At 63.5% G+C, this 17,771-nt stretch carries 10 protein-coding genes; 2 read left to right on the top strand and 8 right to left on the bottom strand.

The window, feature by feature from the left end:
• Positions 1-10: 10 nt before the first annotated feature.
• Positions 11-1,291, top strand: coding sequence for an alpha/beta hydrolase family protein (locus AC1RTP_RS03125; protein ID WP_498604899.1), 1,281 nt, complete (start codon positions 11-13; stop codon positions 1,289-1,291).
• Between the two features lie 235 nt (positions 1,292-1,526).
• Complete coding sequence (locus AC1RTP_RS03120; protein ID WP_498604640.1) at positions 1,527-2,087, top strand: PEP-CTERM sorting domain-containing protein; 561 nt, start codon at positions 1,527-1,529, stop codon at positions 2,085-2,087.
• A 63-nt stretch (positions 2,088-2,150) separates the two neighbouring features.
• Here the strand turns inward: AC1RTP_RS03120 and AC1RTP_RS03115 are convergent, their stop codons facing one another.
• From AC1RTP_RS03115 to AC1RTP_RS03080, 8 genes are all read right to left on the bottom strand, one after another.
• Positions 2,151-4,259 (bottom strand): S46 family peptidase, encoded by a 2,109-nt coding sequence (locus AC1RTP_RS03115; protein WP_498604897.1) that lies wholly within the window; start codon positions 4,257-4,259, stop codon positions 2,151-2,153.
• 86 nt (positions 4,260-4,345) lie between these two features.
• Positions 4,346-5,890, bottom strand: coding sequence for a PAS domain-containing sensor histidine kinase (locus tag AC1RTP_RS03110; protein WP_498604639.1), 1,545 nt, complete (start codon positions 5,888-5,890; stop codon positions 4,346-4,348).
• The gene (locus AC1RTP_RS03105) at positions 5,887-7,830 is read right to left on the bottom strand and encodes a CheR family methyltransferase (RefSeq protein ID WP_498604637.1); all 1,944 of its coding nucleotides are present in this window, start codon (positions 7,828-7,830) and stop codon (positions 5,887-5,889) included. Before AC1RTP_RS03105 ends, AC1RTP_RS03110 begins: the two co-directional genes overlap by 4 nt.
• Positions 7,776-8,297: a chemotaxis protein CheB gene (locus AC1RTP_RS03100; protein ID WP_498604635.1), complete on the bottom strand. Its 522-nt coding sequence runs from the start codon at positions 8,295-8,297 to the stop codon at positions 7,776-7,778. The genes AC1RTP_RS03105 and AC1RTP_RS03100 overlap by 55 nt, the downstream gene beginning before the upstream one ends.
• Positions 8,298-8,488: 191 nt before the next feature.
• Complete coding sequence (locus AC1RTP_RS03095; protein WP_498604633.1) at positions 8,489-9,862, bottom strand: efflux transporter outer membrane subunit; 1,374 nt, start codon at positions 9,860-9,862, stop codon at positions 8,489-8,491.
• Positions 9,859-13,029, bottom strand: coding sequence for an efflux RND transporter permease subunit (locus AC1RTP_RS03090; RefSeq protein WP_498604630.1), 3,171 nt, complete (start codon positions 13,027-13,029; stop codon positions 9,859-9,861). The genes AC1RTP_RS03095 and AC1RTP_RS03090 overlap by 4 nt, the downstream gene beginning before the upstream one ends.
• The gene (locus AC1RTP_RS03085; RefSeq protein WP_498604629.1) at positions 13,026-16,094 is read right to left on the bottom strand and encodes an efflux RND transporter permease subunit; all 3,069 of its coding nucleotides are present in this window, start codon (positions 16,092-16,094) and stop codon (positions 13,026-13,028) included. Before AC1RTP_RS03085 ends, AC1RTP_RS03090 begins: the two co-directional genes overlap by 4 nt.
• Positions 16,091-17,608, bottom strand: a complete 1,518-nt coding sequence (locus AC1RTP_RS03080; protein WP_498604627.1) for an efflux RND transporter periplasmic adaptor subunit — start codon at positions 17,606-17,608, stop codon at positions 16,091-16,093. The genes AC1RTP_RS03085 and AC1RTP_RS03080 overlap by 4 nt, the downstream gene beginning before the upstream one ends.
• Positions 17,609-17,771 lie beyond the last annotated feature (163 nt).

The following is a 17,771-nucleotide window of genomic DNA, read 5'->3' as shown; positions in this document are numbered from 1 at the left end:
TTTCGTGCTGATGCGCTTTGACCAGGCGACCGGCAACTGGGGCCCCATGGACAAGTCCTACACGGATATCGCGTTGACGCCGTTCGCGTTTTCCGAGGACAACAGCGAATTCATGGCCTGGCAACACAGTAAGCACGGCCCCGCCAAACTGATTCAAGAACGCGTGGCCGATGGTCAGCGCAAAGTCGTGGCATCCGATCCCGAAAGCACATTGAGCCTGATGTTCGGCAACAACAGCGGCTTCCCGATTGGCGCGTTCACCAACCTCGGCAGGCCACATGCGGTCTACCTCGACGAGAGCAAGAGCGAAGCGCAGTTGTATAAGAGCTTGAGCCAGCAGTTCCCCGATAGCGAAGTGCGTTTCATCGACTTCACGGATGATGGCAGCCGCCTGATCTTCTCCGTACGCAGCGATCGCGATCCAGGCTCGCTATATCTTTATGACCGTAAGGAAAATAAGGCCGACTTGCTAATGGAGTTCAGGCCAGGTATTAACCCCGAACAGATGTCCGAGCGCCGTCCAATCAGCTTCACTGCGCGCGACGGCTTGAAACTGTATGGTTTTCTGACCGTGCCGAAACACGCGCCCAACGAAAAACTGCCGATGGTGCTCCTGCCGCATGGCGGGCCGCACGGCCCATCCGACTCCTGGTACTTCGATTCAGATGCCCAATTCCTGGCCAGCCGCGGCTATGCCGTGCTGCAGGTAAATTTCCGCGGTTCGGGCGGACGCGGCGACGCTTTCCAGTCGTCCGGCCACCGCCAGTGGGGCGGCAAGATCATGGACGACTTGATCGACGGCGTGAAATGGGCCAGCAAGCAGGGCGAGATCGACGGCCAGCGCGTTTGCAGCTACGGCATCAGCTTTGGCGGCTATGCCTCTCTGATGCTGGCGGCAACGGAACCCGACATGTTCAAGTGCGTCATCGGCTACTCGGGTGTGTATGACCTGGCCTATATCTACAAAGAGGATAACGTCCGCACCTCGCGCACTAGCACCAACTGGCACAGGAAATACATCGGCGACGACATGGCGGAACTGGAACGCTTCTCACCTTCCGCCCAGGCCGCCCGCATCAAAGCACCGGTCCTGTTGATCCACGGCGGCAAGGACAACATCTGTCCGAAGGAACACGCTTACCGCATGCGCGACGCGCTGAAAGAAGCCGGCAAAACGCCTGAGTGGATGTACATCGACTACGAAGGCCATGGTTTCTACGATACTGAAAACAGAACTGCCGCCTACCAGAAAATCGAAGATTTCCTGAAGCGTCACATCGGCGCGAAATAAGGAAACGGGGCTCAGCGAGCCCCGTTTTTTACTTATGGTACCGTCGACAATATTTACACTTTCATGACGATTGGAACCTCTCAATATAGGGGCTTCCCTCTGTAATTCCCCACGTCCTTCAATTGGCGCGCTTTTTGCTCCTGACCAAGCTGGCAATGCTTTTAACGGCCAAGGAATGCCGGCCTACAGGCTGGCAAACGAGTAGTTCCACAATAATCCATACAGGGAGCCTGTTATGATTTTGAAGAACAAAAAAGTTATCGCGTCGTTGCTGGGTGCATCACTGGTCATCGCTGCAAACTGCTCTCAGGCGCACACCATCGCACTGGGCAGCATTAACGCCGGCGCTCCTGGCAGCGTCACGATCTGGCTTGGCAGCTATCACACCGACGCGCCGAATGAAGGTTCGTTGACTTTGAACGGCGTCACCAAAGCCTTTGATATGGTTTCCGATTCGCTGCCAACCGGCCTGGTGGCGGGCTCGAATTACTTCTATGCCGACACGGTCAGCGGCACACAAGGCGACTTTGATGCCCCGACCAATGCGACTTGCTGCGGCGAGACCCGCTGGCAGGGCGTGACCTTTACCGGCCTTGCTGCCGGCGACTATGCCTACAGCATCACGGGCATGAACTCGGTGGATTGGGCCGACTGGAACTCCAGCGAGGCCAACTGGCGTGGCATGGTGAACATTCCAACCTCCTCCGCCGGTGTTCCGGAGCCAGCCAGCTTAGCCCTGTTCGGACTCGGCATGCTGGGCCTGGCCAGCGCACGCCGCCGCAAGAGCCAGAAGTAAAAAGCAGTGAGGCCGTCCAGCGTTGACTGAACGGCCTCACGAGCGGTACTGCTTGTTACTGCTTTACTGCTGCTTCGGATATTTGATCGTCATTTCCTTCAGCAGGTTGTCCGCATGGTCAACCTCCTTCATCACCCACAGCATGTAGCGCACGTCCAGGTGGATGGCGCGCGTGATGTCGCGGTCGAAGTACCAGTCCTTGGTAATGGACTCGTAAGTCGAATCGAAGTTCAGGCCAATCAGCTCGCCGCGCTTGTTGACGATGGCGGAACCGGAGTTGCCGCCGGTGGTATCGGCGGAGGACAGGAAGTCCACAGGCACGGTGCCCAGCACCGGATCCTTGAACTGGCCATAACGCTTGGCCTTGACCGCATCCAACAGCGCTTTCGGCGCCTCGAACGGATCCTTGCCGGTGTATTTCTCGACGATGCCTTCCACGGTCGTGAACGGGCCCTTGCTCACGCCATCTTTCGGCGAGTAGGACGACACGGTGCCGTAGGTCACGCGCAGGGTGGAGTTGGCGTCCGGGTAGACCGGCTTGCCTTGCGACTTCTTCCAGGCGATCACCGCGCCCATATACTGCGGGATGATCTTTTCCATGTTGCCGTCCACTTCCTTGCGGCGCTCTTCCAGCGACATGGCCACGCCGTGCATGCGCACCGCCAGCTTGATGAACGGGTCATCCGATTTTTCGAAATCGGCTGGCGCCTTGTCCATCCAGGCCAGGCGGGTCACGGTATCGGCCAGCTTGGACTGCTGGTACATGGCTGGCACGTCGGCAACGGCAGGCGCCAGGTTGTCCAGCCACTGCGGATGCGACTTGGCAGGCAGCTTGGCGTAGCGCTGCAGGCCGGCCACGTAGCGCGCCTGGTCGACCGAAGCAACCAGCGATTGCTCGAGGCGGGTCATGCGGCCCTTGATATTGGACAGGTCGCGCTCCTGGTAGCCCGATTCGCGGTCGGCGTCAGGCTTCTGCTTTTCCAGCGCCAGGCGGTACAGGGTGCGTGCGCTCTTCAACAGGTCGCTGTAGGTGGCAACGCCGTAGGCGAATTCCTCGTCGCTCAGCGCCATGTCGGCGGCGATGCCGGTGTCCAGTTCGGACAGCATGGCGGCCGAAGCGTTGGGCTGCTTGCCGTACCAGGTGCGGAACTCGGCGTCCTGCACGTCCTTGATGGCGGCGATGTCCTTGCGCGCAAAGCCGTCCAGCAAGCCCTGGGTCTTCTTCATGCGGTTGTTGATCGACTTGACCACGCTGGCGTAACGCACCACGTCGTTGTCCTTGCCCTTGGTGGCAGCGGCAATGGCGTCCAGGTCGGCCTGGTAATCGGCCACCATGGCCGGGTAGCTCAGGTCGCGCGCGTAGCGGATTTCCACCGGCAGCTTGTAGCGGCTGGTGCGGCCCGGGTAGCCGGCCAGCAGGATCGGATCGCCGGCTTTCAGGCCTTCAGCCGAAACCACCAGGAAGTCCTTGGACTTGTACGGCACGTTGTCCGGCGACGGGTCAGCCGGTTTGCCGTCCTTGCCCACGTAGGCGCGCAGGAAGGAGTAATCGCCGGTGTGGCGCGGCCACTCGTAGTTGTCGATGTCGCCGCCGAAGTTGCCGATCGATTCAGGCGGCGCGTACACCAGGCGCACGTCCTTGATCATCATCTGGCGGATACGGTAGTACTCGGCGCCGCGGTGGAAGGCAGGCACGGAGCAGCGGTAGTTCTTGTCGGTCTCGCATTCGGCGATCAGGGCCTTGATGCGCTTCTTGGTCTCGGCGTAGCGCTCCTTGCCGGACAGCTTGTCCAGGCCATCGTTCACGCGCGCGCTCACGTTTTCCAGCTTGTCGGTCACGTAGACGCGGGTGGTCGGGCCGCCCGGCAGCTCTTCGGCGCGGGTCTTGGCCAGGAAGCCGTTGACGATGAAGTTCTTTTCAGCGGTCGAATTGCGCTGGATGGCGCCGTATGCGCAGTGGTGGTTGGTCACCACCAGGCCATCAGGGGATACGAACGATGCCGAGCAGCCGTCCAGCGACACGATGGCGCTCATTGGGTGCTTGGACAGGTCGGCCAGGCGTTCCGCCGGAATGGTGATGCCGATGCGCTTCAGTTCCGCCTTCAATTGAGGCAGTTGGTGCGGCTGCCATTGGCCTTCGTCGGCCATGACTGGAGCGAATGCGGTTAGCATCGCCGCCGTAAGTGCGAGTTTTTTGGTCAAAATAGTCCCCTGAACGGTGAAAGCACCGGCAGTATAAGCGTTCCGCGTAGTTAGGGCTATTGATTACTTGGCAACGGCAGTCGCACGGTTATGCAGCATCCGGCGCCGTGCTCGTAGTCGTTCAGGGTGAAGCTGCCGTGCAGGGCGTCGGCCCGCTCCTGCATGCCGATCAGGCCAAAAGAGCCTGGCCGCTCACGGCAAACCGGCGCAATGCCGATGCCGTTATCTTCCACTTCGAGCAGGACTTCGCCCTGCCAGACTTGCAGCCGGACGGTGACCTGGCTCGCGCGCGAATGGCGCAGCACATTGACCAGGGCTTCCTGCACGATGCGGAACAGCACGAGGCTTGCTTCGCCGTCGATGGCAGCCAGTTTCGCCTCGCCGGGCAATTCCAGCTCGTAATGCAGGCTGCTGCGCTGGCGGAAGTCGTTGACCAGCCATTCCAGGGCCGCCGCCAAGCCCAGATCCAGTACGGAGGGGCGCAATTCATTCATGATGCCGCGCACGCTGCGCAGGGTGGCGTCGATATTGTCCAGGGCCGCCGACACGCGCCGTGCAAAGCGCGTCTGGCGCCCGCCCATGCGCTCGTTCAGCTGCACGATATCGAGCTTCAGCGCCAGCAGGTTCTGTCCCAGTTCGTCATGGATTTCGCGTGCGATGCGCTTGCGCTCCTCCTCCTTGACTGCTGCCATGTGGGCCGACAACTGGCGCAGCTGGCCGTTGGCGTGCAGCAGTTCGGCGGTGCGTTGCACCACCCGGGTTTCCAGGTTGCGGTGCAGGTCCTGCAGCGCCGATTCGGCCTGCTTGCGGCGGCTGATGTCAGACAGCACGGCCACCACGCCGGCCACTCCGTTATCGGGTCCAGCCAGGGTGCGCAGCGAAAGCGCAGCCTGGAAGTCGCCGCCATCCGGCCGGCGTCCTGTCAATTCGCCCTGCCAGCTGCCGCGTTCCAGCGCCTGCAGCGTAGCGTCAGTCCCGCACAATGCTTCCAGGTCGCTGCCAATGGCTTTGGCCTCGGTGTAGCCGCTGATGGCGGAAAAGGCGGGATTGACGGCGACGATGGCGCCGTTGGCATCGGCCACCGCCACCCCTTCGCCCAGGTTATCCAGTACAGCAAAGGCGCGGCGCAGCGCGGCATCGTTCTGCTCGTGCGAACGCACGTCGCTGACCACCATGCGGATCGCTTCGCCGGCACGGTCAAGATTAGCCTCGATGCGCACGCGTCCGCCGCCGATGAATTCGAAGAGTTGCGCCATCATTGACGCGCTGGCGCCGTCGGCGTCCAGGCCGGCGAGCAGGCGGCGCAGGCCCGGTTGGCTGGCAGGAGCAAAGAAACGCTCCACCGGCAGGCCGGGCAACTGGCCCAAAGGCACCGCGAACAAGGCCGCAGCCGCGCGGTTGGCGCCGGCGATCCGGCCGTCGCGCGCCAGCGCCAGGTAGCTGACGGGCGCCTGGTCGAACAGGCCGGCATAGCGCAACAGGCCCTGCTCCACTTCACTTTTCTGACGCTCGAGCTCCGCCAGGGCAGCACTCTGGACTTCAAGTTCCAGCTGGCTGACTTGCAGCTCATGCCATTGGCGCAGGGCGTCGGATCGGGTCATTTGGCGCTATCTCCTCCAGGCGTTAAACGCGCTTCCAGCAGTTTGAGTTCGGTGACGTTGACGAAGGTTAGCACCAATCCATCGATCACGTTGTTCACCGTGCGGTAAGGCATGATGCGGACCATGAACCAGCGGCCGTCGCGGGTCGGGATCTGGCGCTCGCAGAACACCAGGGAGCGCAGGACTTCGGCCGCATCCTCTTCCATGTCCGGGTACACAAGGTCGTTGGCGATGTCGCTCAGGGGACGGTTCAGGTCCGTGGCGATCAGCTTGTACAACTGCGTGGCCTGGTTGGTGTAGCGGCGGATATTCATCGCGCTATCGAGGAAGATGACGGCTATATCGGTGCTATTCAACAGGTTCTTCATGTCGCTGTTGACCAGGGACAGGTCGTCCACCTTCGATTGCAGTTCGGCGTTGACGGTGTACAGCTCTTCGTTCAGCGACTGCATTTCTTCCTTCGAGGTAGTGAGCTCCTCATTGGTCGATTGCAGTTCTTCATTGGTCGATTGCAGCTCCTCGTTGGCCGCCTTCAGTTCTTCACGCGAGGTTTGCATTTCTTCGCGCACCGACTGCAATTCCAGGCGCGCCATGGTCAGCTGCTGCTCCAGTTCCTGCGGGCGCGGATCGGCGCCGCGGCTGCCGCGCTTGCGGGCCGGCATCGGCGAGGCGTTGAAGGTCACCAGCAGGTTGTGGCCGGACGCAGCGTCTTCATGCAAAACTTCAGCCGTCATGTCGACCAGCAGCGAGGCGGCGCCGTGCTTGAACAGCAGTTCGCGCACGGTTTCGGTGGATTCGCTGCGGTTGGCGCGCTCGATCAGGTCCGCCAGTTCGTAGCGCAGGCCGTCGCGCGCCATGGCATGGATATTCCAGTTGGCGCGGCCAGCGGCCGGCTCCAGGAAAGTACCCGTGCGGCCATGGATATAGAGGATATCGCCATCGCTATTGACCATGACTGCAGCAGGCGTGTGCGCCTTGAGCAGAAGGTGTTCTACTTGTGTCTGGATATTGCCGTTCATGGTCATAGTTGTGACTTCGATGGAACTTGGTTGCGCGGCCTTCGCGATCTTGGTTGGGAAATAATTCGCCACGCGCTGTGTGCTCGCGTCCAGGCGGCGGTAGATGCGACCGCAGCCCGGGACCGGGGTAAACAACTCGTTGTAACTGCCTGGCGTATCCGCGCTGCCCAATACCAGCAAGCCTTCCCGTTTCAAGGCATAGTGGAACAAAGGTATTAACTGTTCCTGCAGTTTTGGGTTGAAATAGATTAGCAGATTGCGGCAGCTAAGAATATCGAGTTTGGTGAACGGCGGATCGGAGATGATGTTCTGCTGCGCGAAGATAATCATATTGCGCAGCTCCTTGCGGATGCGGTAGCCGGAGCCGTCGGCCACAAAATATCGCAGCAGGCGTTCGTGCGACACCATGTCTTCCACCCCTCGCCCGAACACCCCCTGGCGCGCCTTGTCAATCGCGTCGCCGTGCAAGTCGGTGGCAAAGATCTGCAGCGAATACTTGCCCGGCTCGTTTGTGCGCGTGACCGCTTCGTCAAACACCATCGCAAGGGTATAGGCTTCCTCGCCGGTCGAGCAGGCCGGCACCCAGGCTTTGAAAGCCGCGCCATCCGGATTGGCAGCCAGCAGCGCCGGGATGGTTTCGTTACAAAGGTGCTCCCACACTGTCGGATCGCGGAAGAAGCTGGTGACGCCGATCAGCATTTCGCGGAACAGCAGCTGCACTTCGGCCGCGTTTTCGCGCAGGTAGGCCACGTAGGATTCCATCGAGTCGAGCTGGTGCAGCTTCATGCGGCGCTCGATCCGGCGCAGCACGGTGCTCATTTTGTACTCGGTAAAGTTATTGCCGGTGTGCCGCTGCAGAAGCGACATCAGCTCGCGCAAAGCCTGGCGCCGCGCGCGCGCGGCACCGAGCGCACCTGGCACAGCCACATCGGCATGGCGCCCGGCGGCGCCACGAAATCCGCCACGCCGGCGGTGATCGCGCTGCGCGGCATGGAGTCGAATTTGGCGGAGTTAGGCTCCTCTGCCAGCGTCACGCTGCCCGCTTCCTGGATCGCGCGCAGGCACGCGGTGCCGTCCGTGCCCATGCCGGAAAACACCACGCCGGCAGCGGCCTGGCCTTTTTCAGCGGCCAGCGTACGGAAAAAAGAATCGATCGGATACCGGCTATGGCCTTCCGATGTCTCCACCGACATCAGCTTTCCATTGGAAAAACCCAAGTCAAAATTGGGCGGAGCAACGTACACGTGGTCAGGCCGCACCTCGATCGAGTCCGCGATCTCACACACTTCCATGGTGGTGATACGGCGCAGCAGTTCCGGCAGCAGGCCGCGCCGCGACGGATCCTGGTGCTGCAAGACGATGAAAGCCATACCGGTGCGGGACGGCATGGAAGCCAGGAATTCGGAATTGCATCGAGCCCGCCGGCCGACGCACCCATGCCGACGATCTGCACCGCCTGGCGGTTCCGGTACGCATCGCTGGCGTCCGAATCAGATGAAACTAGAGGGTTAGTCATCCCGCCATCATGCCAGTGCAGCAAGGAAATGGCAAACCGACAGTTACCCCCTTTACAACGGCATTACTGCTGGTGCCAGCCGCCGCCTAGCGCCTGCACCAGCGCCACCGCCGTCGACTGGCGGTCGGCCTGCGCTTGCAATAAAGAGCGGCGGGCATTCAGCGCCGTGACCTGCGCCGTCACCACTTCCGTGTAGCTGACCTGGCCGGCCCGGTAGCGGTTAAGCATCTGCTGTTCGACCTGGGTCGCGGAATTGGCCGAGGTTTCGCGCAGTTCCTGCTGCTGCGCCAGCACCGAGCTGGCGACCAGCTGGTTTTCCACGTCGGCCAGGGCGTCGAGCACGGACTGGCGGTAGTTGGCCACGGCCACGTCGCGCGCGGCGCTGGCCTGGTCGACGCGGGCGCCGGTGGCGCCGGCATTGAACAGCGTCTGCGCTGCAGACAGGCCGAGCGACCAAAGCGTGTTGGACGCGCTGAACAAGCCACTTACCGCGCTGCCGGCCACGCCGTAGCTGCCGCTCAGGCTCAGGTTCGGAAAATAGGCGCTGCGGGCGATGCCGATTTGCGAGTTGGCCGCGGCCACGCGGCGTTCAGCGGCCGCGATATCGGGGCGGCGCTCCAGCAGCGTCGATGGCAGGCCAAGCGGTATCGCCGGCACCTGCAGCATCCCTGGCGCAGCCTCCAGCGTGAAATCGGCGGGAGCCTTGCCAAGCAAAACCGCGATCGCATGTTCGAGCTGGGCGCGCTGGCGTTGCGACGTCAGGCGGTCGGCGCTGGCGTTGGCGAACTGGGTCTTCGCTTGCAGCAGGTCCGACGTCGGCGCAACGCCGGCGTTGACGCGGTTCTGCGTGATCTGCAGCACGCGCTGGTAGCCTTCCACCGTCTCGCCGAGCAAGGCAAGCTGGGCGTCAGCCAGGCGCAGGCCTATATAGTTCGCGGCCAGCTCGCCCTGCGCGGACAGGCGCGCGGCGGCCAGGTCGGCGGCGCTGGCCTGGGCGCTGGCTTGTGCACCACTGACGCCGGCGCGCAGGCGGCCCCACACGTCAGGCTCCCAGCTGCCGCCGATGTTCACGCGATACTGGTTGCCGGTGCGCTGCTGCCCGCCCCCACCGCTTCGATTGGCGCTGCCGTCCAGCGTCACTTGCGGGAACAGCGAGGCCCGCTGCTCGGCCACCAGGGCCCGGGCCTGGGCATAGCGCGCTTCCGCGGCCGCCACGTTCTGGTTATTGACGTCCACCTGCTTCGCCAAGGCGTTTAGCGTGGCGTCACCGAACAACTCCCACCACGGGCCTTTTTCCAGCAGGTCCGCCGGCGCGGCCGGCTGCCAGCCTTGCGCTTCCTTGAACTGGGACGGCATCGGCGCGCTGGGCACCTGGTAGGCTGGGCCGGTGGCGCAGCCGGCCAGTGCGAGAGTCATCGCGCCAAGAATTTTTTTCATGTTGTCGCCTTTGCGCCGCGAAGGCGCATTTTGTCGAGCAGTAGGTAGACCACCGGGGTGGTCAATAAGGTCAGCATCTGGCTGGCAATCAGGCCGCCAATGATGGCGATGCCGAGCGGCTGACGCAGCTCAGAGCCTTCGCCAAAGCCGATCGCCAGCGGCAGCGCGCCCAACGCGGCCGCCATGGTCGTCATCAGGATCGGGCGGAAGCGCAGCAGGCAGGCTTCCCTTACGGCGCTGAGCGAATCCAGTCCGCGCGTGCGTTCCGCTTCCAGTGCAAAGTCGATGATCAGGATGGCGTTTTTCTTCACGATACCAATCAGCAGGAAGACGCCGATCAGGGCGATCAGAGAAAACTCCATGCGGAACATGAGCAGGGCCAACACCGCGCCAACGCCCGCCGAAGGAAGCGTGGACAGCACCGTGAGCGGGTGTACCAGGCTTTCGTACAGCATGCCGAGGACAATATAGATCACCACCAGCGCGGCGGCGATCAGGAAAGGCTGTTGCTGGTTGGTTTCCTGCGCCGAGCGGGCGGTGCCCTGGAAGCTGCCGCGCACATTGTTCGGCATGCCGATAGCGTTTTCGGCGTCCTTCACCGCCTGCTGCGCTTCGCCCAGGCTGGCGCCGTCGGCCAGGTTGAAGGATATTGTGGTCGCCAGTTCACCGTCCTGGTGGTTCACCGAGGCAGGAGTCGAACGCTCTGAGAAGGACGCCAGCGCCGTCAGCGGCACCATCGCGTCCGCATTCGTGCTCAGCGCCGAACCGCCGGATGGATCGCGCATCCCGACGCCGACGACCGAGCCGCCGCTGGTGCTTGCCCCGCTGGCCGCCGCGCGGCGGCCGACGTAGACATCGTCCAGCGATTCCGGACTGCGCGCATATTCAGGCGCGACCTCCATCACCACCTTGTACTGGTTCAGCTCATCGTAAATCGTCGCCACCTGCCGCTGCCCAAACGCGTTATACAGCGCATTATCGACATCGCGCATGGTCAGCCCCATGCGCGAGACCATATCCTTGTCCGCCGCAACGAAGGTCTCGACGCCGTTGTCCGCCTGGTCGGTATCCACATCCACCAGCGCCTTCTGCCGCTTCATTTCATCCGCCAGGCGCGAAGCCCAGCGCTTCAAATCCGTGCGGTTATCGCTTTTCAGCGTGTACTGGTAGGTGGAATTACTCTGCCGCCCGCCCATGCGCAAATCCTGCACGGTATTGAGGAACAGCGAAACACCCGTCACCCGCGCCAGCTTCGGCCGCAGGCGGGAAATCACCTGCTGCCCCGTCACGTCACGCTCGCCCGCCGGCTTCAGGCTGACGAACATGAAGCCGCCGCCAGCCCGCGAGCCGCCGGTAAAGCCAACCACCGTCGCCACCGCCGGATCATCGCGGATAATATTGACCAGCTGCCGCAGCTTCTCCTGCATCGCCTGGAACGAAATACTCTGGTCCGCGCGGATGCCGCCATTGATCTGCCCCGTATCCTGCTGCGGGAAGAAGCCCTTCGGCGCGGCCGCGTACAAGTAGACGTTCAGCCCGACCACGAACACCAGCGTCAACATCACCAGCAAAGGGCTGGCCAGCGCCCAGTCCAGCGACTTCTCGTAAGTGCGCAGGATGAAGGCAAAACCGCTCTCGAACCAGCGTGACACCCGCCCCGGCGCCTTGCGCTCCGCTCCGGGGCGCAGCAGCCAGGCGCACAGCATCGGCGTGGTGGTCAGTGAAATCACCAGCGAAATCATCACCGCAGCCGACAAGGTAACGGCGAACTCGCGGAACAGCCGCCCCACCTGCCCGCCCATGAACAGCAACGGAATGAACACCGCCACCAGCGACACGCTGATCGACAGCACGGTGAAGCCGACCTCCTTCGCGCCTTTCAAGGCAGCAGCAAAGCGCTCCATGCCCTCTTCCATATGGCGCGCCGTATTTTCCAGCACCACGATTGCGTCGTCGACCACGAAACCGGTCGCCACCGTCAGCGCCATCAAGCTAAGGTTATTCAGGCTGAAGCCGAGGAAATACATGATCCCGAAGGTGCCCAGCAAGGACACCACCGTAGCAATCGCCGGAATCAGCGTCGCCCGGGCACTGCGCAGGAAAGCACTCACCACCAGCACCACCAAAGCGATGGAAATCAGCAGCGTGACCTCGATCTCCCGCAGCGACGAACGGATCGAGTTTGTGCTGTCCGACGCCACTTGCAGCTTCACATCCTGTGGAAGCTGCGCCTGCAATTGCGGCAGCAGCTCGCGTACCGCGTCCACAGTTTCAATGACATTGGCGCCCGGCTGGCGCGTCACCAGGACAATCACGGCAGGTTCGCCATTGAACAGGCCCAGCGTGTTGCGGTTCTCCGCCCCGTCGGTCACTTCGGCCACATCCTGCAAGCGGATCGCTGCCCCGTCTCGCCAGGCGACAACAAGGTCGCGGTAATCGGATGCGCTACGCCCCCCGCTGGCAGTGGAAGCCGCCGAATAAATCTGCAAGCGGCGCCCTTCCACTTCAATTGCGCCTTTCGGCCGGTTGGCATTGGTCGCCTGGATTGCAGCCCGCACGTCCTCGGACGAAACGCCGTAGCGGTTCAGCGCAAATGGCAGCAATTCCACCCGCACGGCAGGCAGCGAACCGCCGCCGATCTCCACATCGCCAACGCCTTTCACCTGCGCCAGTTTCTGCTGGACGATGTTCGACACGGCTTCGTACACCTGGCCCGGGCTGCGGGTCGGTGATGTGAGCGCAAGGATAATCACCGGCGCGTCGGAAGGATTGGCCTTGCGGTAGGTTGGATTGCTGCGCAGCGTGGCCGGCAAGTCAGCGCGGGATGCATTGATCGCCGCCTGCACTTCTCGCGCCGCCGCATCGATCTTCCGGTTCAATTCGAATTGCAGGTTGACCCGGGTTGATCCGCTGCCGGAAGAAGAAGTGACCTCGTTGACGCCAGCGATCACCGCCAGCCGCCGCTCCAGCGGCGTTGCCACGCTGCTGGCCATGGTGTCTGGACTTGCGCCCGGCAGGCTGGCACTGACCGAAATCGATGGATAGTCCACCTGCGGCAAGGGCGACACTGGCAGCACAAAGAAAGCCGCGATGCCCGCCAGCGCCAGCCCTATCGTCAGCAGCACCGTGGCGATGGGGCGGCGGACAAAGGGTTCGGACAGGTTCATGCCAGCTCCTCGCGCCCGCGGCGGCGGCGCTGGGCCAGGCGGTCAAAGGCGAGGTAGATCACGGGCGTGGTGTACAGCGTGAGCAGCTGGCTGACAATCAGGCCGCCGAAAATCGACAGGCCGAGCGGCCGGCGCAGTTCCGCGCCCTCGCCCCAGCCGAACATCAGCGGGATGGCCGCAAACAGCGCCGCCAGCGTCGTCATCAGGATAGGCCGCAGCCGCAGTAGCGCTGCCTGGTGGATCGCATCTTGCGGCGCCATGCCCTGCTCTCGCTCCGCCTCGATGGCGAAGTCGATCATCATGATGGCGTTCTTCTTCACGATGCCGATCAGCAGGATGATGCCGATGATGCCGATCACGCCCAGCTCCTGCCCCGTGAGCATCAGCGCCAGCAGCGCGCCGACACCGGCCGAGGGCAGCGTGGACAGGATGGTCAGCGGGTGGATATAGCTTTCGTACAGCACGCCCAGCACGATGTACACGCACACCACCGCCGCCAGGATCAGCCAGAGCTGGTTGCTCAGCGACGCCTGGTAGGCGCCGGCCGCGCCGAGGAAGGTCAGGCTGACCGACTGCGGCAGGCCGACATCCTTGGCCGCTTCGCGGATTGCATCGACCGCCTGCCCCAGCGCCACGCCGGGCGCCGCATCGAAGCCGATGGTGGTGGCCGGATATTGCGCCACGTGGGTCACCTGCAGCGGCGCCGGGCGTTCCTGCACGCTGGCGATGGCCGACAAGGGCGTTGGCTTGCCGCTGCCGGTGCGCAGTTGCAGGTTACCCAGCGCTTCCGGCGTATCCATGCGGTCCTGGTCCGCCTCCAGGATCACGCGGTACTGGTTGGTTTCGGTGAAGATGGTCGATACGATGCGCTGGCCGAAGGCGCTGTACAGCGCATCGTCCACCGCGGCGGCCGTGATCGACAGGCGCGACGCCGTGTCGCGGTCGATGCTGACGTAGGCGCCGGCGCCTGTGGCCGTAACATCCGACACCACATTGCGCAGCCGGTCCTTGGATGCCATTCGATCGGAAAGCTTAGTAGCCCATTCGGCAACGGTCGCATTGTCGGCGCCTTCCAGCGACACACGGTATTGGGTCGGGCCGCTTTCGGCGTCGATGGTCAGGTCCTGGGTCGGCTGGAGGTATAGCTTGACGCCCGCCACCTGGGATACGCGCTGGCGCAGGCGGTCCATCACCACCGCCAGCTTGTCGCGGTCGGCCTTCAGGTTGACCAGCATACGGCCGGTATGCAGCATGGTGTTGTTGCCGGCGTCGACGCCCACCACCGAGCTAAGCGATGCCACGGCCGGGTCTTCCAGCATGGCGTTTGCGGCCTGCTGCTGCAATTGCGCCATGCGTTCGTAGGAAACCGTTTGCGCGGCTTCGATACGGGCCTGAAGCTGGCCGGTATCCTGGGTCGGGAACAAACCCTTTGGTATCCACAGGTAGAGCAGCACCGTCAGCAGCAGCGTACCGAGCGCCACCAGCAAGGTCATACCCTGGTGCTCGAGCACCCATTGCAGGCTGCCATCGTAGCGTTTGACCAGGCGGTCGAACAGGGTCGATTCATGCTCCTTGTGCGCCGCCAGCCAGCGGCCGGACATCATCGGAACCAGCGTCAGAGACACCACAGCGGATATCAGGATGGTGATGGCCAGCGTGACGGCGAACTCGCGGAACAGCCGCCCCACCACGTCGCCCATGAACAGCAACGGGATCAGCACCGCAATCAGCGACACCGTCAGCGAAATGATGGTGAAGCCAATCTGCTGCGCGCCTTTCAGGGCTGCGTCCATCGGGCTTTCGCCATCTTCGATGTAGCGGGCGATGTTTTCGATCATGACGATGGCATCGTCCACCACGAAACCGGTGGCGATGGTCAGCGCCATCAGGCTGAGGTTATTCAGGCTGTAGCCAAGCAGGTACATGGCGCCGAAGGTGCCGACCAGCGAAATCGGCACGGCCAGGCTGGCGATCACCGTGGCGCGCGGGCTGCGCAGGAAGGCGAAGATCACCAGCACCACCAATACCACGGCCAGCAGCAGCTCGATCTCCACGTGTTCGACGGAGGCGCGGATGCCGTTGGTGCGGTCGCTCAGCAAGCTCACCTCGATCGCACCCGGCAGGCTGGCCTGCAGCTCTGGCAGCCGCTCCTTGATGGCGTCCACCGTGGCGATGACGTTGGCGCCGGGCTGGCGCTGCACGTCGAGGATAATGGCCGGCGTCAGCGAGCCCCCGTGTCCGGCCCAGGCGCCAAGCTTGACGTTTTCCGCGCTGTCGACCACGCGCGCCACGTCCTGCAGGCGTACTGGCGCGCCGTTGCGGTAGGAGACGATCAGCTGCCGATAGTCGTCCGCCGCCAGCAACTGGTCGTTGGCGTTGATGGTGAAGGCGCGCGCCGGTCCATCGAAGCTGCCCTTGGCGCTGTTGGCGTTGGCCGCTGTGATTGCGGTACGCAAGGTGTCGAGGCCCAGGCCATAGCTGGCCAGCGCTTGCGTGTCGGCCTGGATGCGCACTGCCGGACGCTGGCCGCCGCTCAGGTTGACCAGGCCGACGCCGTTGACCTGGCTGATTTTCAGCGCCAGGCGTGTGTTGACGATGTTCTGCACTTCCGTCAGCGGCATCGTCTTGGAGGTGATGGCCAGCGTCAGTACTGGCGCGTCGGCCGGGTTGACCTTGGCGTACACCGGCGGCGCCGGCAGGTCGGTCGGCAGCAGCGAACTGCCGGCATTGATCGCAGCCTGCACTTCCTGCTCCGCCACATCCAGCGTCTGGCCAAGGCTGAATTGCAGGGTGATGATGGAAACGCCGGCGGCGCTGGTGGAACTCATACGCTGCAAGCCCGCCATCTGGCCGAACTGGCGTTCCAGCGGCGCGGTGACGGTGCGACCCATGACTTCCGGGCTCGCGCCTGGATATAGCGTGCGTACCTGGATCGTCGGGAAGTCGACTTGCGGCAGCGCCGACAAGGGCAGGAAGCGGTAGCCAAGCAGGCCGGCCAGCACGATGGCCAGCATGAACAGCGCCGTCGCCACCGGCCGCTTGATGAATGGCGCCGAAGGACTCATCGCGCTGCGCCGTCCGCCGCCCGGCCCTCGCCTTTTGCCGCACCGGCCGCGCTGCCTTGCACTGCTGCGCCGGAAGCCGCGTCCTCGCGATGGCGCCAGAAGCGGCGCGCGCCCTCGCCACTCGCCGCACTCGCGGCGCCGCTGGCCCCGGCGGCCGACGCCGCCGCGCCGGCAGCACCTGCTTCGCCGCGATGGCGACCGCCCCGGCCTCCACGTTCGCCGTCAGCGCCTCCCCGCTGCGATGGCAGCGTCACCCGCGCACCATCCTTGAGACGATCCGCGCCCTCGGTTATCACCTGCTCGCCCGCCTGCAGCCCGCCGGCAATCTGCACCTTATCAACGGTGGCGATCCCGCGTGTGACAGGACGCAAAGAAGCCGTCTGCCCATCCTGCAGCACATAAACATAGTCGCCCGTGGCGCCATGCCGCAAAGCCGTCACCGGCACCACCACCGCATCCTTGATGGTGCGCAGTTCCAGCCGAATATTCACGAACTGGCTTGGGAACAGCGACGACCCCGCATTATTAAAGCGCGCCTTCGCCATCACCGTGCCGGTCTGTGTATCGACCTGGTTGTCCAGGGCATGGAACTGCCCCTTCTCCAGCACCGTGCTGCGCGTACGGTCATACGCCAGCGCCACCATGCCCGCCCCCGAACGCTCGCCGGCACGCGGCGCCAGGTCGGCCACCCGGTCCTGCGGCACCGCAAACTCCACGTCGATCGGCGCCAGCTGCGTGATCACTGCAATCCCCGCCGCATCGCTCGATCCAACGAGGTTGCCTATATCAACCACCCGCAAGCCAACCCGCCCACTGATCGGCGCCACCACCTTGGTGTAGCCGAGGTTCAGGCGCGCCGTGCCTTCGTTCGCACGGTCCGTCGTGACCGTGCCTTGCAGCTGCTTGACCAGGGCCGCCTGAGTATCGACATCCTGCCGCGCAATGGAGTCCTGCGACAACAAGGTGCGGTAGCGCTCCAGCGTCAGGCGTGCATTCTCCAGCTGCGCCTCATCGCGCTCTCGCTGGCCGGTCGCCTGCATCAGCTGCAGCTCGAACTGGCGCGGATCGATCTGGGCCAGCACCTGGCCGGCCTTTACTATCTGCCCTTCCTTGAACAGCACTTTTTGCAGGATGCCGGAAACTTGCGGACGCACAGTGGTGGTGGCAGCGGCGGTGACCGTGCCCAAAGCATCGAGGGTGACAGGCAAATCGGCTTTTTCGGCAGTCGCCACGCCGACCGTCGCCGCCGGACCGCGCCCACTGCGGCCGCCGCGCCCCGCACCGCCTGCGCCCTGCCCTGCGCCAGCCGCACCGCCGCGCCCACCGGCGCCCTGCCCGGCCCCGGCCACCGTTGCCGCGCCAGGCCCATCGTCAGCCGGACCGCGATGAGTGAGGTACCAGGCCAGCCCACCCAGGGCCAGCATTCCGACGACGGCAGAGATACCGCCAATCCAGCGCGCGCGGCGGCTGGCATGCGGTTTCGTTCGAGCATTAGGTGTTGTTGGAGTCTCCATAGGGCGACCCTTTCTTATTGGGATGGCATTCGAATTGACTCTAGCACATGCCTGTTGCCCGAATACGTTAGGCACGAAACATCAGAAACAATTCAGCCCACCGGCGGCCCCAAAAGAAAAGCCGCCGGACGGGCCGGCGGCTTTTCTTCTGTAACAACTGCTT

The sequence above is a fragment of the Pseudoduganella sp. GW821-FHT11H04 genome (assembly GCF_058807935.1).
The sequence above is the reverse complement of the archived record's forward strand: the minus strand, read 5'-3'. Positions and strand labels throughout refer to the sequence as shown.